The 17,734-nt window shown below is 63.1% G+C and carries 20 protein-coding genes; 8 read left to right on the top strand and 12 right to left on the bottom strand.

Annotation, left to right across the window (positions count from 1 at the left end; translation table 11 throughout):
* Positions 1-4: 4 nt before the first annotated feature.
* Entirely contained in the window at positions 5-244 is a 240-nt protein-coding gene (locus BLW08_RS00955; protein WP_090820234.1) for an acetyl-CoA carboxylase, read from the bottom strand.
* A gap of 48 nt (positions 245-292) precedes the next feature.
* Complete coding sequence (gene pxpA / locus BLW08_RS00960) at positions 293-1,087, bottom strand: 5-oxoprolinase subunit PxpA (RefSeq protein WP_091322857.1); 795 nt, start codon at positions 1,085-1,087, stop codon at positions 293-295.
* Positions 1,088-1,208: 121 nt separating this feature from the next.
* Here pxpA and BLW08_RS00965 point away from each other — a divergent pair, with 121 nt between their 5' ends.
* Together BLW08_RS00965 and BLW08_RS00970 are read left to right on the top strand one after the other, a co-directional pair.
* Complete coding sequence (locus BLW08_RS00965) at positions 1,209-2,654, top strand: PucR family transcriptional regulator (RefSeq protein ID WP_091322858.1); 1,446 nt, start codon at positions 1,209-1,211, stop codon at positions 2,652-2,654.
* Positions 2,655-2,845: 191 nt separating this feature from the next.
* Complete coding sequence (locus tag BLW08_RS00970) at positions 2,846-4,177, top strand: purine-cytosine permease family protein (protein ID WP_254779608.1); 1,332 nt, start codon at positions 2,846-2,848, stop codon at positions 4,175-4,177.
* 106 nt (positions 4,178-4,283) lie between these two features.
* Here BLW08_RS00970 and BLW08_RS00975 read toward each other — a convergent pair whose 3' ends face one another.
* Positions 4,284-5,195, bottom strand: a complete 912-nt coding sequence (locus BLW08_RS00975) for an MSMEG_6728 family protein (RefSeq protein WP_091322861.1) — start codon at positions 5,193-5,195, stop codon at positions 4,284-4,286.
* Positions 5,196-5,278: 83 nt separating this feature from the next.
* Between BLW08_RS00975 and BLW08_RS00980 the strand changes: the two genes are divergently transcribed.
* The 3 genes from BLW08_RS00980 to BLW08_RS00990 all read left to right on the top strand — a co-directional run bounded on the left by BLW08_RS00980 (position 5,279) and on the right by BLW08_RS00990 (position 7,738).
* Entirely contained in the window at positions 5,279-6,310 is a 1,032-nt protein-coding gene (locus tag BLW08_RS00980; protein WP_091322863.1) for an adenosine deaminase, read from the top strand.
* Between the two features lie 145 nt (positions 6,311-6,455).
* Entirely contained in the window at positions 6,456-7,361 is a 906-nt protein-coding gene (locus BLW08_RS00985) for a pullulanase X25 domain-containing protein (protein ID WP_091322865.1), read from the top strand.
* A gap of 92 nt (positions 7,362-7,453) precedes the next feature.
* Positions 7,454-7,738: an acylphosphatase gene (locus BLW08_RS00990; RefSeq protein WP_091322866.1), complete on the top strand. Its 285-nt coding sequence runs from the start codon at positions 7,454-7,456 to the stop codon at positions 7,736-7,738.
* A 14-nt stretch (positions 7,739-7,752) separates the two neighbouring features.
* Here the strand turns inward: BLW08_RS00990 and BLW08_RS00995 are convergent, their stop codons facing one another.
* The 4 genes from BLW08_RS00995 to BLW08_RS01010 are packed head-to-tail and all read right to left on the bottom strand — an operon-like array spanning position 7,753 to position 10,170.
* Positions 7,753-8,145: a type II toxin-antitoxin system VapC family toxin gene (locus BLW08_RS00995; RefSeq protein WP_091322868.1), complete on the bottom strand. Its 393-nt coding sequence runs from the start codon at positions 8,143-8,145 to the stop codon at positions 7,753-7,755.
* Positions 8,142-8,408, bottom strand: a complete 267-nt coding sequence (locus BLW08_RS01000) for a type II toxin-antitoxin system Phd/YefM family antitoxin (protein ID WP_091322870.1) — start codon at positions 8,406-8,408, stop codon at positions 8,142-8,144. The genes BLW08_RS00995 and BLW08_RS01000 overlap by 4 nt, the downstream gene beginning before the upstream one ends.
* A 57-nt stretch (positions 8,409-8,465) precedes the next feature.
* Positions 8,466-9,359, bottom strand: a complete 894-nt coding sequence (locus BLW08_RS01005; protein ID WP_091322871.1) for a ribokinase — start codon at positions 9,357-9,359, stop codon at positions 8,466-8,468.
* Positions 9,360-9,396: 37 nt separating this feature from the next.
* Positions 9,397-10,170, bottom strand: coding sequence for a GntR family transcriptional regulator (locus BLW08_RS01010; RefSeq protein ID WP_091322873.1), 774 nt, complete (start codon positions 10,168-10,170; stop codon positions 9,397-9,399).
* A 135-nt stretch (positions 10,171-10,305) separates the two neighbouring features.
* Between BLW08_RS01010 and BLW08_RS01015 the strand changes: the two genes are divergently transcribed.
* Together BLW08_RS01015 and BLW08_RS01020 are read left to right on the top strand one after the other, a co-directional pair.
* Complete coding sequence (locus BLW08_RS01015; protein ID WP_091322874.1) at positions 10,306-11,757, top strand: MFS transporter; 1,452 nt, start codon at positions 10,306-10,308, stop codon at positions 11,755-11,757.
* A gap of 93 nt (positions 11,758-11,850) precedes the next feature.
* On the top strand, positions 11,851-12,843 hold the full coding sequence (locus tag BLW08_RS01020) for a nucleoside hydrolase (RefSeq protein ID WP_090820210.1): 993 nt from the start codon (positions 11,851-11,853) through the stop codon (positions 12,841-12,843).
* Between the two features lie 70 nt (positions 12,844-12,913).
* Here the strand turns inward: BLW08_RS01020 and BLW08_RS01025 are convergent, their stop codons facing one another.
* From BLW08_RS01025 to BLW08_RS01040, 4 genes are all read right to left on the bottom strand, one after another.
* Complete coding sequence (locus BLW08_RS01025; RefSeq protein WP_091322876.1) at positions 12,914-13,666, bottom strand: ArsR/SmtB family transcription factor; 753 nt, start codon at positions 13,664-13,666, stop codon at positions 12,914-12,916.
* A gap of 174 nt (positions 13,667-13,840) precedes the next feature.
* On the bottom strand, positions 13,841-15,178 hold the full coding sequence (locus tag BLW08_RS01030) for an amidohydrolase family protein (RefSeq protein WP_091322878.1): 1,338 nt from the start codon (positions 15,176-15,178) through the stop codon (positions 13,841-13,843).
* A gap of 145 nt (positions 15,179-15,323) precedes the next feature.
* Entirely contained in the window at positions 15,324-15,827 is a 504-nt protein-coding gene (locus tag BLW08_RS01035; protein ID WP_091322880.1) for a DinB family protein, read from the bottom strand.
* Positions 15,824-16,255: a VOC family protein gene (locus BLW08_RS01040; RefSeq protein WP_090820202.1), complete on the bottom strand. Its 432-nt coding sequence runs from the start codon at positions 16,253-16,255 to the stop codon at positions 15,824-15,826. The genes BLW08_RS01035 and BLW08_RS01040 overlap by 4 nt, the downstream gene beginning before the upstream one ends.
* A gap of 124 nt (positions 16,256-16,379) precedes the next feature.
* On the opposite strand from BLW08_RS01040, the gene BLW08_RS01045 reads away from it, so the two are divergent.
* Positions 16,380-17,081, top strand: a complete 702-nt coding sequence (locus tag BLW08_RS01045; RefSeq protein WP_090820200.1) for a hypothetical protein — start codon at positions 16,380-16,382, stop codon at positions 17,079-17,081.
* 112 nt (positions 17,082-17,193) lie between these two features.
* On the opposite strand, the gene BLW08_RS01050 is transcribed toward BLW08_RS01045, so the two are convergent.
* The gene (locus BLW08_RS01050; protein ID WP_091322882.1) at positions 17,194-17,706 is read right to left on the bottom strand and encodes a GNAT family N-acetyltransferase; all 513 of its coding nucleotides are present in this window, start codon (positions 17,704-17,706) and stop codon (positions 17,194-17,196) included.
* Between the last annotated feature and the right edge of the window lie 28 nt (positions 17,707-17,734).

Below are 17,734 nucleotides of genomic sequence, written 5' to 3' on the forward strand. Positions count from 1 at the left end.
TCGCCTATCCTTCGCGTACGACGACGATGGGGTCGCCCGGGTTGACCATGTCGCCCTCGGCTACCTCGAACGATTCGAGGACGCCCGCGACGTCGGACTGGATTTCGGTGAATTGCTTCATGATTTCCACGATGCCCAGGGTCTGTCCGACCTCGATCGTGTCGCCTTCATTGGCGAACGGCGGCTTGCCCGGGCCGGGCTTGCGGTAAAAGATGCCGGGGAGTGGGGAGACGATGGTTCCCATAGGGGTGTTCTCGCTTTCAGGGAGTGGGGGATCGTGAAAAACAGGAAATCAACGGGCGTCGAGGACGGCTCGGACAGCCGATGCCACCGCAACGGAATTGGGTGCGTCCGAGTGGACGCAGATGCTGCCGAAGGTGATGTCCAATTCGGTGCCATCAACGGCCAGGACGGGACCGCCGTCGAGCGCTTTTTGTACGCGGTTGGCTGCTGCCTCCGGGTTGGTGGGCTCGGGGCGGCGCTGGATCAACAGCTCACCGGCCGGACCGTAGTTAAGGTCCACGTACAACTCGGGGATGAACTCCACGCCCATGGCCCTGCACACGGACTCATGCGCCGTCCCTGCGAGGCCGAAGAATGGGACGCCGAACAGCTTGGCAGTGCCTGCAGCCGCGGCCATGAGTTCCTCGTCGCCGGACAGCATCCCGTACAGGGCGCCATGCGGTTTGATGTGGTTCAGGGCCAGGCCATGCTTGGCCAGAAAGGCAGTCAGTGCGCCGGTTTGGTACAGGATGATGGACTCGACTTCTTCCGGACGCAGCACCATGCGGCGGCGGCCGAAGCCCACGGGATCAGGCAGGCCGGGGTGGGCGCCGACGGCCACTCCGTGCTCGGCCGCAAGCTCCACGGTCCGGTTCATGACATCGGGATCGCCGGCGTGGTAGCCGCAGGCAACGTTGGCCACATCAATGATGCGCATTAGCTGCTCGTCATTGCCGAATTCGTGAAGGCCCACGCCTTCGCCCATGTCCGAGTTCAACAGCACGGACTTCGCGGAGCTGGACGCAGGAGTGCTTGAAGCAGAGGTGCTGGACGCAGAGGTGTTGGGGGTCACATTCGTTTGCATGGGGGCAACGCTATCCAAGCGCGACACGCATAGTAATTGTGCAGGCTGCTGAATATGGTGATGCGGATTATGATGTCTGCACTATCAGGCGACCATCTGCCTGCAGCTCGTGGAGGCCCAAATGCGTATTTCGGACTTGGTGGATGACCCTGACCTGAAGATTTCCCTGCGGGTGCCCGGAAGTCCTGGCCGCTTGGCCAGGCCCATCACCTGGTGCGCCCCCACAGAACACATGGACCCCACGCCGTTCCTCAGCGTCAATGCCCTGGTGCTGACCAACGGCATGGGCCTCAATGTGAAGGACTACCGGATTTGGGAAGCGTACGTGGAGCGGCTCCTGGCCGTGCCGGTCTCGGGGCTTGTGTTCGGGTTGGGCGCTGCGCACAGCGAACTTCCTGCCGGCCTGGTGGAAGCCTGCGAAGCGCACGGCCTTCCCCTGTTGGAGCTGCCACCCGAGGTGCCGTTTGTGTTGGTCATGCGCCACGTGGAGCACGTCATCGCCACCGACCGGTATGAGGAGCTGCGGTCCGGCTGGGAACTGGCGGACGAGTGCACCCGGCTCGCCGCCGAGGGGCGCTCGCTGGCCACAGTCCTGGAGCGCGTTGCCACGTTCGTTCATGCACGGGTGACGTTGGTGGACGACGTCGGCTTCGAACTTATCGGGGCAGGAGACGCCGCCGGAGGTACTGCGCGAACAACCCTGCGCATCCCCAGCGGCGAATCGCAGCGTTTCCGGCTCATGATCGAGGGCATCAAAAGCACGGTGGTGCTGCAGCCCATCCTGGGTCCCGTAGCCGCTGTCATTGCCATGCAACTCAGCTACACCCTGGGTTCCCGTTCGCCGCTGCACTCCCGTGAGGCCGCACGGTTCATGGAAGCGCTCTACGAGGATCGCGGCATCACGCCCGCGCAGCTGAAACGCTTGGCCGTGGACACTGGATTTGCCCCCGAGGAGAACTGGGGTTCGGTGCTGATCGGCGCTTCCAAGGACATTCCGCGGTTGAAACTCCGTGCCATTGCGTGGCGGGCCAGGGTGGGGTTGGAGGCGAACTTCGGCATCGTCAGATTCATGGAGGAGAAGGGCCTCACCACCTTGTTGGTGCAGCAAAAGCGGGGAACGTCCGGCTTGTTGGACATGGTCCGGGACTTCTTTAAGGATGCTCCGGAACTGGCTGTGGTGGTCACCGAGTCCAGCACCCTGAACGAACTGCCTCTGGCGTTGAGCCTCGCCAGGCGTCATGTGGGCACACCCGGCGTCAGGACGGCTCCGCTCGCCGACCTGACCGGAATTGTGCAAGGGCTCCCGAGCGCGGGGTTGGTGGCCATGTCGCAACGCCTGTTGGCACCCTTGGAGTCCGAAGGCGGCACCGCACTGCGGGAGACACTCGACTCGTACTTGAGGCACAGCGGCAGTTCCAGGGAGATCTGCGATGAACTCTTCATCCACAGGAACACGCTGACGTATCGGATGCGGAAGATCGAGGATGCCTTGGGTCTGGACCTGTCCGACGGCGAAGTCCGCGCCACGTGCCTGCTCGCCCTGAGTATCGTTGCGGCGCACGCCTGAGGTAAATGTGCAATCTGCATAAACCGAGGGTGTTCTTTTAGGCGACGGCCCGATACCGACTTGTGCGCTGCGTCACTAACGTCAGTTCACGGGCCATGTTGCCCGCCAGCTAAGGAACCGCTCCCCAACAGGTTTCATCGCGGCGGCAGGAATCCGGGCCCACTCCGTTCGCCTGAACCCTAGGGGTTACTTTGTCCTACGCAAATTACGTCATGCCCGAAGCGCGCCGTGCTCCGCGCTGGTCCCTGACCATGGCATGGTGGGCCTTGTTCTCGGCCATGTTCTGGATCTACGTGGCTGTGGCTTCCGCCAATGCAGTTGGCACCGTCAACACCATCATCGGCATGATCCTGACCATCGCCAGCTACGGCATCATCAACCTGGTCCTCTCCCGCTACGCCGCCCGGACGGGGCTCACCGTCGAACTCCTCTCCCGGACCCTTTTCGGAATCGTCGGATCCGCGCTCGCATCGTTGATTTTCGCGGCCACGGCCATCTACTATGCCGTGTTCGAAGGTTCCATCATCGCGGTGGCGTTCCAGAAATTCTTCGGCGGCGAAATCACCATGTGGTACGCGATCGTGGTGATCTACGCCCTGCCGCTGGTGGCCGGTGGAGTGCAGAACTGGCTCGATCGCCTCAATGGCTGGTTGCTGCCTCTGTACTTCGCAGGGCTGGTGGCAGTGGTGGTCGCCGCCACCGCCATCCGCGGTTTCCCGGTCAGCTTCCCCGAGGGCGTCGCCGACGGTCCCATCCCGGGCTGGCTGACCTCCTACCTCATTTATATGGGCGTGTGGATCATGATGATGTACACGTTTGACTACGCACGGATGGCCCGTAAGAAGGACGAGAAATTCCATGGCCGGATCACCTTTGGTTGGGTTTTCTATGCCTTCACCTTCGGCATCAACGGCTTGGTGGGCATCTACATCATGAGTGCCTGGGGGCTGGCGGGCACAGAGACAGGGGTGGTGGACGCGTTCATCTCCTCGCTGGGAATCTTCGGCGTGCTGGTGATCTTTATCTCGCAAACCCGTATCAACACTGCAAACTACTACTTGGCTTCATCCAACCTGGACGCCTTCGCCACCAGGGTGTTCCGTTTGGCGTTGCCCCGTTGGGTCTGGGTCATCGTAGCTGGAGCCATTGCCTACCTGCTGATGCTGACCAACGTGCTTTCTTATCTGCTCAAGGCGCTGGCCTGGCAAGGTGTCTTTGTCACAGCCTGGGTTGCCATCGCCTTGGTCTACATCGCGTTGAACCGCAAGAACGTCAACGAGGTACCGGAGATCCGGCGCGACCGCCTGAGGGCCTTCAGTCCGGGGACGGTGGCCTGGCTGCTGGCGTCAGGGACGGGCATCCTGCTCACCGAGCAGACGGCTGTCCCGGTACTGGCCCAACTTGCTCCCCTGATCACAGTGGCCTTGGCAGCCGGCGGCTATTTTGTGGCCTACAGGCTGCAGAAACCGCCTGCCATGGACATCTCGGAGGACGTCCACGTGGATGAGGAACAACTCGTCTAGGCGGCTCTTCCCTTAGACAACAGACACAACAGACAACGACGGCGGCAGCTGGGTTCCGTAATTACGTAACCCGGCTGCCGCCGTCGTGCGTTGGTAAAAGGTGCCGCTATTGCGCAGGCGCCGGGACCGGGAAGAACACGCGGGGATCCTGCAGGAGCGCGGGGTAGTCGAAGTCGGAGCGCTTGATCACGTTGGTGACCTCGAAGTTGCGGGCGAAGCGGCCATCCACAGTGATGGGACGGCCCTGGATGAGGCCGACTGCGAACGTCTTGCCGTCGTCGAACGGAATGGCGAGCTCAGTCTTGCCGGGCAGGGTGCTGAACGCCTGCTCCTGGGCTTGGCGTTTGCGGGTGGGCTTCTTCTCCCGCTGCACCACTGGGCGCTTCTTTGGCCCGCCCACCTGGCGGCGCGACTTTTCCTCGGCGTACACAAACTGGTACTCGTCCGGATCTGCAACCGCGGCTTTGGCCTTGCCGTGCGGCGGCATGCTGACAACGGTGAGCTGCTCCGGGCGCTGGTCCTCAACGTTGGCGCGCAGGATCAACAGGGCGTCGTCCTCAGGATCTTCCGAGTGGAACTCGTGCTTGGGCTCCGGCCAGATGTACTCAAGCTTCTCTTCGGTGCCCGGGAAAAGCTGCGTGTAGAACTTGGGGTCCTTGCCGATCAACTTGGAACGGTGGCTGAGGTGCAGGTCCTCGTGTCCGAGCCACGGCGGCATGATGATCCGGGACGCGTAGTCCGGGTGTGCGGCCTGCGGGGCGAACTCCGCGATGTTGTCCCGGGTGTTGTCCGGGTGGCCGCGTTTCATCCACTCATCAGCCATGGCAAGGCCGTACATGGTGAGCGCCGGTACGTGGCCCATCCACATGCGAACGGCCGGGTGCTGCTGCCAACCGTACTCCGGGATCACCAGCGCGCGGAGGACCTGGAGTGCTTCGACGCGCTGTTTGCCGAGCCTTGAAGTGTCGAGCGCCGCGGCGCTCTCACGGAAATCGGCGAAAGGGAGGAAAGTCTGCATCCTTTCAGTTTGAGGGTGCCGGGCTTGAGAACCAAGTTGAGTGCTCCGGGACACGTGCCACCGTTCGGGCCTAGAGTTGTCGGGTGGAAACTTTTGGCGAGAAAACTATTGCCCCGGCGCCCCCGGTTGCCGAACTGCACCTGCACATCGAAGGGACTCTCCAGCCAGAGCTGATCTTTGCCCTGGCCGAACGGAACGGCATCGAGTTGCCGTATGAAGACATTGAAGAACTCCGGGAAAAGTACGAGTTCTCTGACCTGCAATCCTTCCTTGATCTCTACTACGCCAACATGGCCGTCCTGCAGACCGAGCAGGACTTTACGGACATGACGCGTGCCTACCTGAAGCGGGCCGCCGCCGGGGGAGTACGCCACGCGGAAATCATGATGGACCCCCAAGCCCACGTCTCCCGCGGCGTGGCACTGGAAACCTGCGTGAATGGAGTTGCCGCAGCCCTTGCCACGTCCGAGGAAGACTTCGGTGTGTCCACCCTCCTCATTGCTGCGTTCCTGAGGGACATGTCTGAGGAATCCGCGCTTGAGGTACTGGACCAGCTCCTTGCCATGAAGGCACCGATTGCGGGCATCGGGCTGGATTCGGCAGAGGTGGGTAATCCGCCGTCGAAATTTGAGCGCCTGTACCAGCGCGCGGGCGAGGCCGGGCTGCGTCGGATCGCGCACGCCGGCGAAGAAGGACCGGCGTCTTACATCATCGAGGCACTGGACATCCTGCACGTGGAGCGGATCGATCACGGCATCCGCTGCATGGAAAACACGGACGTCGTGCAGCGTTTGGTGGCTGAACAGGTGCCGCTCACTGTCTGTCCCTTGTCGAATGTCCGGCTCCGTGCCGTGGATACGCTGGCCGAGCATCCGCTGCCCGAGATGCTCGCCATTGGCCTGAACGTCTGCGTGAACTCTGACGACCCCGCGTATTTCGGTGGCTATGTGGACGACAACTTTGAGCAGTTGGTCAAGGTCCTGGAATTCTCGGTGCCGGAGCAGGCCACCTTGGCCGCCAATTCCATTCGGTCATCGTTCGCCAGCGACGCCCGGAAATCGGTGTTGCTGGATGAAGTCACGGAGTGGGTTAAAGCCTCGGTGCCACACGCCTAGAGCACGGCAGCCGAGACCCGTAGATCACTTGCGGCGCTTGGGATGTCACACTCGGTCACGACACACGGTGTTTACCAATTGCAGTCGCGGGAATTAACAATTCATTGGCAAACTGCAAGGGAGTATCCACCGTTGAAGGAGAAGCATGGGCGCGAACACCGCCGAGAACACCAACCTTCGTCTGAAGGCCGTACTGGACATCCTCGCTGAAGGCGTGTGGTCCGAGGCAACGCTGAACGCCGGCGAGGTACTGGCCGAAGCGATTGTCCGCGTACCTTTCAATGACCATGAGGCTGAACTTCTCAGTGGCGGCATCCCGCGCGGCCACAAGACCCTGACGTCGGCATCGGCCAAATTGGTCAAGGCCGGCTGGCTGGTCAAGGGCCGTTCGGGCTGGACCATTCCGGAGGACGGGCTGCGCGCGACGGTCGCCTTCCCGGACGCAGCAACGTTCGGATCAGCGCTCGACGCCGGAACTCCGGTCCCAGCCGATGTTCCCGTTCCGACTGCCCCGCCAGTCAAGCCCCAGGCCAAGAAGGCAGCGGCGACCAAGCGGGCCGCCACCAAGAAGGCTGCTGCGGCCCCAAAGGTCGCTGCCACTGACGTGGCGGAGCCGAAGGTTGCCGCGGCCAAGGTCTCTGCGCCGAAGGCCGCCGCTGCCAAGGTCGCTGCTCCGAAGGCCACCGCGAAGAAGGCCACCACCCGCAAGGCGCCGGCCACGGTCAAGGCGGCATCCGACGTCGAGACGTTGCCGCAGCCGGATGCCGTGGCAATCGCCGGTGATTTCAACAAGATCCTGGGCGCTCCCGAGGACTGGGCGCCCCAGTACGACGAAGCCCAAATGACGTACAACCCTCTGGTCCAGGTGTGGACACTCACGGCGGAACTCCCCGCCGGGTTCTACACCTACAAAATCGCGCTGAACCGCTCGTGGGACGAGAACTATGGTGCGTTCGGCGCCCGTGATGGTGCCAACCACGAGTTGAACCACGACGGCGGCCCGGTGACCATCACGTACAGCCACGCGACGCGGGACATCGTGATCGGCTAAGTCTCCGTAGCTCTGAACCCGCCCTTGTTCGCTCTTCTCTCCGTTCAACGGGGAGCGGGACCGGCAAGGGCAGGTCTGGTTAAAGTGGACTCATGACTGACGGAACCCTTCGCCTCACAGCCCGTATCACCGGTGTGGTCCAAGGCGTGGGTTTTCGCTATTGGACTGCCCGGAAAGCTGACGAGCTCCTGTTGACCGGCACAGTCCGAAACGATCACGACGGTTCCGTGCAATTAGTGGCCGAAGGGGAAGTCGGGAACGTCAGCCGTTTCAAGGACTGGCTTCACTCGTCGCGGGCGCCAGGCCGGGTGGAGAACGTTGACTTTGAGCTCTCCGAGGCAACAGAGGAGTTCCACGACTTCCGGATTATCGATTAGCGCCTAAGCCGCTGCTACGCCCCCGGCGACGCCGTGGTGAGCCCGGATTCCATGGCGGCAAGTAGTAACTCTTGGTCGTACGCCACCAAGGTGTCGGACTGCAGCCGTATAGCTGTGGCCAGGTGAATAGCGTCCGCGCTCCGAAGCTGTCTCGGCAACGCCGCGGCATACATGAGATCTGAACGAGTCACGTCAACCAGATTGATGCCGGCTAAAACGGCGTTGACAACGTCGAACGGCATACTCCTGCGACGAGCCGCGCAGTGCATCTCCGTGTACAGGAGCATTGAGGCCACGAGTTGCCCGCCTGATCTTGCTAACTCGGAAAGATATGCGGCAGCGGCTGCAGATTCCCGCTCGTCGATGACCAGCTTCAAGAAAGCCGACGTGTCAACGTAGATGATCACCGATCGCCCCGTAAATCGGCCAAGATATCCGCTGTGGTCATTTCGCTGTGGGTGCGAGGAACAATTGTGAAGTCCACCGGGGACTCACTGGCTGGCCGGACGCTCCCTGCTTGGAGCAAACGCTCAAAAGGCGAAGCTGACGGTGGAATGAGGGTGGCCGTCACCTCGCCGTTGTTGGTGACGTCAATGACTTCGCCATTCTTGACGCGTTCAAGAATCTTGCTGCTCTGGTTGCGCAGTTCGCGGTGCGGAATAGTTGTCATGATCTACCTCCGTAGCAATCGTAGCACCCTGGGTGGAGGGGCTTTTTCCGGAGTCGTTCAGGCGGGCAAAGCGGCTGTCCGCGTCGCTTCGATGTAGTGCTCCAACTGCTTCAACGCGGGCTGCGAGGAAGCATCACGGACGGCGTCGGCACCCACAGCATTGGCAACAGCCAAAGCGTGCGAGTGCTCCAGGCCGGACTGGAGCGCCAGGACCAGAGCTGCGCAGAAAGCATCCCCGGCTCCGATGGTGTTGGCAATATCGGTAACCCGTACGGCGGGCGCTTCGGCGACGCGTTCGCCGTCGACGAAGATCGCCGAACCCTCGCCGCCGTAGGTCACGGCCACCAACGGCGCATCGCGGAGGGCGGGGATCAGTTCATACTCGGTCTCGTTCACGATCACCAGGTTGCAGCGTTCCAGCAGCTCCGGAATAAGGGGCATCGCGGGGGCGGCGTTCAGTGCGAAGAATCCCTTGGCACGGCGAGCGGCTTCCAGCACTACGTTCTGGTCCACTTCGAGCTGGCAGAGGACGGCCTCGTCGTCGTCGAAGTCCACGCCGTCCAGGGTCACGGAGCCGTTGGCTCCCGGGCACACCACAATCTGGTTCTCGCCTTCGCCGTCCACCAGCACCAAGGCGGTTCCCGTGGCGGAGTCCACCCGGGCGATGTCCTGGACGTCGACGCCGGCCCCCGCCATCGCGGTGATGAGACTGAGTCCCGCTTCATCGTGGCCCACGGCCCCCACCATGCGGGACCTTCCTGCCAGTCGGGCGGCAGCGACGGCCTGGTTGGCGCCCTTGCCGCCGGGCTGCTGGCGGAGAACGCCGCCGCCCACGGTTTCACCGGGGGAGGGGAGGCGGTTGGCTGTGGCGGTGATGTCCAGGTTGATGCTGCCAACCACGGTGAGGGTGGGGGAGGAATTGGGCGCAGAAGACTGAGGGGTGGTGCTCATGGGAGGTCCTTTTCGGGAGATTGGCTGAGGCGGGATTTCAGGAGGACTGGATGACGGAGAGGTGCCCGGCCTTGGCAGCCACCAGGCACTTGGCCAGATAGAACGGCGAGCCGTTCCGGCGGACGTACTGGGTGAGGACCAGCACGGGATCGGAAGGGCGGAGCCCCAGCAACTTTGCGCGGCTGGGCCCGGCGGTACTCAGGCTGATCTGGCATTCGCCGGGTCCAAGTGATGAGCCGGGAAGGCCGCTGAGGACTTCCAGGAGTGTTGACGCGGAAAGCGTGGGAGCCTCTGCAGCCTCGGCAAGAGCTTCAGCTTCAGGGATTGCCTGGGAGACGTTTTCCTGGAGATGCGCCACAGGCTCGCCGTTCCTGATGAGCACACTCTCCCAGAACCAGACGTCCTCTTCGGGCTGTACGCCGATGCCCGGCGCCACAAATTCGGAGGCCGGCTGCTTGATGGCAGCTACCCGTTTGACCTGGATGTCCTGCTCCTGGCCACCCAGAAGCTGATCGAACGGCCGGATGTGTTCAATGCCGATGCGGGGCAACGAATCGGCCACAAAGCGCCCAACTCCGCGGCGTGCCCGGGTGAGGCCGTCTTCTTCCAGCAACATCAGCGCTTCCCGGATCACGGTGCGGCTGACGTCCATCATGGTGCCCAGCTCGGTCTCCGTGGGGAGCAAAGAGCCCGGCGGCAGGATCTTGGTCCGGATCGCTTCGGCGATGCGGGAATAGGCCGCGACGCGCAGGGGCTGCCCTGGCTGGGTGGCAATGGGTCGGGACAGGAACTGGACGGCGTTGTCGGTCAAGGGTGCCTCACTTGAGATGGGTTACGGACACTGTACCGGAAGACTGTGACAGGTTGCACAAGCTCGTAATACATGCTTGTATAACAACTCACATCTCGTGGCGCCGCCCCGCGCCCTCGGACAAAGGAGTTTGATGTGAACATCCCCGCCACCACAGGCACGCAGACGGCAGACCCGCAGGCCGCAGCCTCAGCGGACCCCAACACAGCCACGGACCAGGGCCGTTTCCAAGGCAAAGCCGCGGCCCTGCTGATCACCACGCTGGTGCTCGCCGTACTTGCCTTCCAGCTCAACGCCAGCATGATCACGCCGGCACTCCCACACATCGGCTCCTTCTTCGGTGAGACACCGGAAGCAGTTGCCCAGGTGCAGTCGATGTTCTTCCTGGCCGGCGCAATTTCCGGTCCCGTCATCGGGCGCTGGAGCGACTTCATCGGCCGCCGCAACGCACTTCTCCTGGTTCTGGCGATCATGGGTGCCGGTACTGTGCTCTGCATCTTCGCGCCCAGCCTGCCTTTGCTGGTGGCCGGCCGCTTCATGCAGGGTGTTTCGAGCGCCATCTTTGCGCTCTCCTACATCGTTCTCAACGAGTACCTGCCGGCCCGGCTCTTCGGTACGTCCATCGGCATCATCGCGGCCATCAACGGCGGCGTTGGCGGCGTGGACGGCTACTTCGGCGGACTCATGGCCGAGACCCTGGGCTTCCAGTCGATTTTCGTCGCTGTGCTGGTGCTGGCTGTCATCGCGGCAATCTGCGTCATCAAAGTTGTTCCGGGTGGTAAGTCCTCTGTGGCTCCCGGCCGGATGGACTGGTGGGGTGCTGGCTCGCTGTCGGTGTTCCTGGTGTTCATCACGTACTTTGTCTCCACGGGTTCCTCGGCCGGCTGGACCTCGCCTGCCGCCCTTGGCCTGCTGGCCGGCAGCATCGCATCCTTCGCGGCCTTCTGGCTCATCGAGAAAAAGCGTGAAACGCCGCTGGTTGCAGTGCACCACCTCCGTTCACGCCAGGTGTGGCCGGTCATCGCAACAACAGTGCTGACGCTCGCAGGCATCTTCGCCATCATTAACTTCACCGTGGTTCTGCTGAGCCAGGACAAGGACAACGGCTTCGGCCTGACCGCGTCGGTTGCAGCGCTGCTGTTCCTCACTCCTGCTGCCTTGATTGGCGTGTTCGCAGCGCCTCTTGCCGGCTGGATCGCCGATCGTCGCGGCTGGATCAAAACCGTTCGCGTAGGCACCGCCACCAGCCTGGCCTGCGCGATCGTGGCCGCACTGTTTGTCCACAACCAGATCGCAGTCCTCATCGCCATCGCCGCCCTGGGTATCTTCTACAACGGCTTCTTCCTCACCGCCATCAACGGCCTGTCCGTCCTGCTCTCGCCCAAGGAAGCGCCTGCCGCTTTGCCGGGCATCAACGGTGCCTCCTTCGGCATCGGAGCGAGCCTCGGCGTCGTGGTTGTTGCGCCGTTCGCCGGCCTGGGCACCGCAGCGGGCTATTCGACGGCCCTCTGGATTTCGGTGTCCATTACCGCCTTGGCCTTCATTGTGAGCCTGTTCATCGCGGCTCCCAAGGGCGAAAAGATCTAACGCACGACGCCGGAACCCTGGCTGCCTGCCAACCTCACCGCTGCTTCGCCAGCCCCACCTTCACACCCGCTACACCTGAAACGAGAGACCATCATGACCCAGCCCGCCCCGTTCTTCCTTGACTGCGATACCGGCATTGACGACGCCCTTGCCCTCGCCTACCTGCTGGCGTCCCCGCGGGCCGACCTCGTGGGCATCGGCACCGTGAGCGGCAACGTCAGTGCTGCAGGCGGAGCCCGGAACACCCTGGATCTGCTGAACCTGGCCGGCCACCCGGACATCCCCGTGGCTGTTGGTGCGCACGATCCCCAGGTTGGTACTTTCCATGGCGGCGCTCCGCACGTCCACGGCGACAACGGGATTGGCGGGGTGGACCTGGTCCCGTCCGACCGTGAGCCGGTAGGGGTTTCGGCGGCCGAATTGTTGGTCCAGTTGGCCCACCAGTATGCGGGGGAGCTGCGCTTGGTGGCCATCGGCCCGCTGACCAACATCGCTGAAGCCCTGCGCCTGGAACCCAAGCTCCCGGAGCTCATCGCCGAAGTCACCATCATGGGTGGAGCAGCGCTGGCGCCGGGGAACATCTCTCCCGTGGCTGAGGCCAACATCGCCAACGATCCCGAAGCCGCTGCCGAGGTCCTGGCCGCAAGCTGGAACGTGACGCTGGTGCCGTTGGATGTGACCATGACCAACGTCCTGGAGGAAAACCACCGCCAGGAACTTTTGGCCAACGAGCACCCGGTCTCGCAGGCGCTCGGTGAAATGTTGGGCTACTACTTTGGCTTCTACGTGGACATCTTTGGGCGTGCTTGCTCGGCCATGCACGATCCCCTGGCGGCGGCCATCGCTGTCAGGGGAGTGGAACTCACCCTCGCCCCGACCGTCCGCGTCCAGGTGGACACCACTGACGGACCCGGCCGTGGCCAGACGGTCTGCGATCTCCGCGGACAGTATGCCGGGTTCCCGGAGCAGCGCGGCGCACGGTGCCGTGTGGTCCTCGAAATCGGTGAGGACTTCGCGCCGCACCTGCTGGGCACCCTGCAGGCAGCGTGGCTGACTGAAGCTCAGGCCGCGGCACCCGTCGCCTGACGGGCGGGAGACTGAAGTACCGACGACGACGGCGGCAGCGGCCCGCCGTCGTCGTCCTTCTTTAATGTGTTCACGTGTACATGAGTGAGCCGGGCGTGGTGAGCTTCTCGCCGGTCTCCAACCAGGTCTTGAGGCCGGAGAGGATCATGGGCCAGCCGCCGTAGAGTTGATCGTTGGCGCCTTCGCGGAGCTGATCGTGAGTGACGGTGAGGTGGCATGAATCGCCAACGGGCTCGATCTCCCAGGTGATCCGCGATGTTCCTTCTGCCTTCACATCCTCGCCCCAGAGGGCGCGCATGGTTTGGACGAGGCGGCGTGGGGGATCGACTTCGATGTTCTCGCCCTCGCCCAGTGGAGCGCCGGCTTTGACGTTGTGCATCTCGAAGCGGCTGCCCGGAGTCCAGTCCGAGGTGAAGGTGTTCCCGAACTGGTACTTGCTGCGGATCTCGCTGTCCGTGATGGCTTCCCAGAGCCGTTCCGGAGTGGTCTTGATGTAAATCTCGAAGATCTTTTCCATGGGACTTTCCAATCTGGATTTGAGGTCGCTGAGGGCAGCGGCCCATGGTTCTGCGTATTTACTCACCCAACGATCGTGGATGAGCCGGATAGGGACAGCGTTCAGGAAGTGCAGCTTTTCACGCCCCCGACGGCGGGTGACCACCAGTCCTGCATCTTCCAGCAGCTTGAGGTGCTTGGCGATGCCGAAACGGGTCATCTCGAACCGGGCTCCGAGGGCTGAAGCAGACTGGCCATCCTCGCGGAACAACTCATCGAGGAGTTCCCTGCGGGTGGGGTCTGCCAAGGCCTTGAACACGGCGTCCATGGACCCAGAATAGGTGACTGTTTGGTCACGTGTCAACGGATTTTTCGGGCTACGGGTGGCGGCCGGGGCGAGCAGCGAAATCGCCGGAAACGTGCGGGGTCGCTGGTCCTATCCGGCGATCCCGGCATGCTTCCGGCGATCTGGGCGATTTATGGGCGGGTTTCCCGGGGTGGGCTAGAGGTTGGTGCGCACAATGGCTCCTTGGGCGATCACCGTGCTGACCTTTTCCAAAGCAGAACCATCTGTCAGCGGATCGGAGTCAACCACCACGACGTCGGCCATGGAACCCCGGACCAGTCGTCCCACGGTTTCGCCGCGTCCCAGCAGGCGGGCAGCGTTGGTGGTGGCAGCCTGCAGTGCTTCCAGCGGGGTCAATCCCGCTTCGGCGAGCAGCCGCGCTTCCGTGCCGATCGGTGTGACATCCGTTCCAAAGGAGTCCGTTCCGGCCACGATCGTGACCCCGGCATCCTTGGCTGCCCGGACCGCAGCCTGCAGGATCGGCGTGTACTCCGTTCCGCGGGCGGCCAGGATGGGGTTGGCGGAGCGGGCCATGCTGGTGATCGCATCCATGGTGGGAGTGAAGAAAGTCCCGCGCCGGGCCATGTCCTGGATGGTCTTCTCCGTCATGAAGACGCCGTGTTCGATGCTGCGCACGCCGGCGCGGACTGCGCCGTCAATACCCTCTGCGCTGTACGCGTGGCAGAGGACGCCGGCACCCTTGGCTGCCTTGACGATCGCTCCGATCTGGTCCACGTTGTACACGAGCTCGCGGGGGTCCTGCTCGGGGAGGCCGGCCCGTGGGTTGGCGCGGGTCTTGATGACCTGGGCCCCGCGCTTGAGGTTGATACGGGTGAGGTAGGCCAGGTCCTGGGGCTCTTTGACTCCACCGCTCAGTGTCGCCAAAGGGGCCAGGTCCGGATCGGCCAGGAGGGAATCTCCCTGATCCGGCGAAATGAACAGGCCCGCCGGAGTCATCCTGGGAGAGAGGCCGGGCGCCCACGAAGGAAGGGCGGCCAGGGCAATGTCCTGATAGAAGGTGCTGGAACCGCTGCGGACACTCGTGGCACCACCCTGCAGCAAGGCGCGGGCGTCGGCCAGCGCGTTGGCGTGGACGTGCGCATCGACCAAGCCCGGGAGCACCCATTTGCCCGAGGCGTTCAGCACGCGGGCGCGCTTTGCGACGGCGGCCACGGCCTTCCGCGTTTCGTCGCGGCTTCCGACGGCGGTGACCTTGCCGCCGTCGAGCACCACCACACCATCGGCCACAGCATCGCCGGTCTTGGGGTCAACCACCGTTCCACCCTCAATGATCACGGCCTGGGCAGGCAGCGGCTTGCCGGGGTAGGTCGGCCCGGACGGGGCGTTGTCTGCAAGGGCTGCCGGGGCCGAGGCCAACTGCGCGGCAATGCCCGCTACGGAGATTCCAGCCAGGGCGGCGGCTCCGGCGAGGATGCCGCGGCGAGGCAGCTCACCCTTGGGTGTGGGTGCTGAGGTGTGGTCGTGAAGGCACATCGTTGTACTCCTGGGGAACTGACTGCGGTGATCGTCTGGGGACAACGATCTGCATTTGGTATTCCAGAATGCACCCGGTTGAGTGCCCTTCGCAAGTGTTTACCCGCATCGCGTCCATCATTGCGACTATTTGGTATGCCAAAAATCAGGAGTCGGCGTCGATGATTTGTTCCCGCAGGATATCCGCGTGCCCACAGTGCTGCGCGAGTTCCCGCAGCATATGGAGGTAGACCCATCGGAGGGGGAGCGGCCCGCGGCGGTTCCCCAGCAGCAGATCCTCGAGGCCCAGCTCAGCAACCGCGCGCCGGGACGCATCGCATGCTTCCTGGTGGGCTGCTTGAATGCTGGCGATGGTGTCATGCTCGTCCAGGATGAACGACTCGTCAGGTAACGCCGGGATTCCAATCTCTGCCCGGGACCTTCGCGTGATGGCTTCGTCGAACCACACCTTCTCCACGAAGATCGCGTGCTTCACCAAGCCCAGGAGCGTCGTACGCGACGGGACCAACCGCCGTCGTGCTTGTTCTTCAGTGAGTCCGTCCAAGCTGGCGTTGAGGGCCCTGCGGTGCTCGTCCAGAAAAGTGTCGAACTGAATGCGGGCACTCTGGTTGATGACGTCGTCGGCGAATGTCGGGGGCAGTGAACTCATCCGAAAACCACGGTGCCGTCGTCGTCGATCCTCCAGCCGGGGTTGTGCGCAATCTCCCAGACAATGCCGTTCGGATCCTTAACGTGTCCGTGGAAGATGCCGCCAAAGGCGCCGGCTTGGGCGGGTTTGATGACCGTGGCGCCCGCGGCCACCAAGGCGTCGATGGTGCTGGATACGTCCTCAGCGCTGCTGACGTTGTGGGAAAGCGTCACCCCGCAGACGCCATCCGTGGGTGTTGAGCTGTTGAGGTCCTGATCAAACTTTTCGGCGTCGAACAGGCCGAGCATCAGCCCCGGCGCAACCTGGAAGAACAGGATCTCACCGGGAACATCCATGCGGGGATCCCAACCGAGGCCGTCCTTGTAGAAAGCTCGCGCGGCGTCGAGGTCCGGCGTGGCAAACGTGATGAAGTGCAGTTGCTGGTCCATAGGGGAAGCCTAACGGGAGGGTGCGACGCACAGTGCCACAATGAGGGCATGGCTCACCATTACGAAGTAGCCAACTTGGCCAGCCCTGTTGAGCCTCGGTTCAGGCCGGTGGGAGGATGGAGCAGTGGAACCCCTCTTCGACTTCCTTGGCAGTTACTGGTGGCTCATTTTCCCGATCGGCGGGATGGCTGGCGGGTGGGCAAGGTCGTGGTCCAAGGCCAGCGAGGAACGGCACCGCCGCAAGGTGGAACTGCTCAAGCTGCGGAACCAACTGGCGGTTCACGAGGAAGCCAACCAAGCCGAGGTGGTGTCGCTGATCGCCGCCCACGACTCCGTGAACCACAGATGGCTGGATTACGAGCTCGACGTGGGCAACCTCATCGATTTCCCCCTCATGACCGACGTCCGGGAACCACTCACGGTCGCCTTCCTGCGCGCCAAGAAGGAAGCTGACGGACTGCGGCCGGCAACGCCGGAAGAGATTTCGACGCCGGCCAGGCTGGCTGAGTATCGGGCCGCTGTTCATAGTTACGAACTCGCTTTTGATGTTGCCGAGCGGGAAGCCCGCCGCATTAAGGACGGCAACTTCAGTGGGCCCGAACGGCAACGGCTGGCAACCGCACGGAAACTGCTGCGCATCGCGGAAGACACCGCCGCCACGCCCGCCGAGCGTCAAACCGCATACAAGCGCGCCCGCAAGGAACTGGACGGCTTGATCGTCCTGCCCGAAGCCACTGTTGCCGCATTGGAAGGCAAAATTGCCGGAATTCTGGACACCCGCAAGGACGCAGACAAGGACCCCGACACGGACGTTCGGTTCGCGTGATTCCCGGGGGAGTGCCTTCCTGACCCTGTTTGAACCTCGCGTGACCACTTTGCAACCGAAATAGGGTGTATTTGGGCTGTTGTGAGTCCAAAGTGGGTGGCGGCGGTACGGGTTATGGCGGCGACTGGGCCAAGTCGACACCCATCACAGTCCGGACCAGCGATCCAGACAACTCGTCTTCGAGGTGCCGCATGCCCAGACGCTCAGCCACCCGGCGCGAGGCCACGTTGTCCGGGTGGATGATGGCTACCAGCAAGGCAGCCCCGACGGCATCGCGCGCGAATTCCAGGCACGCCGACGCAGCCTCCGTGGCATACCCACGCCCCTGAAGATCGGAGCGAACGTGGTAACCCACCTCCAGTTCGGACCGCCCGTTGACTTGTTGCCACGTCAACCCGCAATCGCCGACGAACCCGCCGTCGTGCGTTTCCACAATCCACAACCCATACCCGTGGCGCGCATAATTGGCCTGGTTCCAGTCGATCCAGGCAACTGCTTCTTCCCGGGTTTTCGGGGCCGGGTAGTAGGTCATCACCGAGGGGTCGCCGAGCATGGCGCTCATGGAGTCAAGATCTTCCATGGTCATCTCGCGGAACCGCAGCCGGTCCGTCGGGTGGGGAAGCATCTCCGAAGCCTACCTGCAGCCGAGCGGC

Origin of the sequence: Arthrobacter sp. cf158 (assembly GCF_900106835.1) — a bacterium.
Classification (GTDB): Bacteria; Actinomycetota; Actinomycetes; order Actinomycetales; family Micrococcaceae; genus Arthrobacter.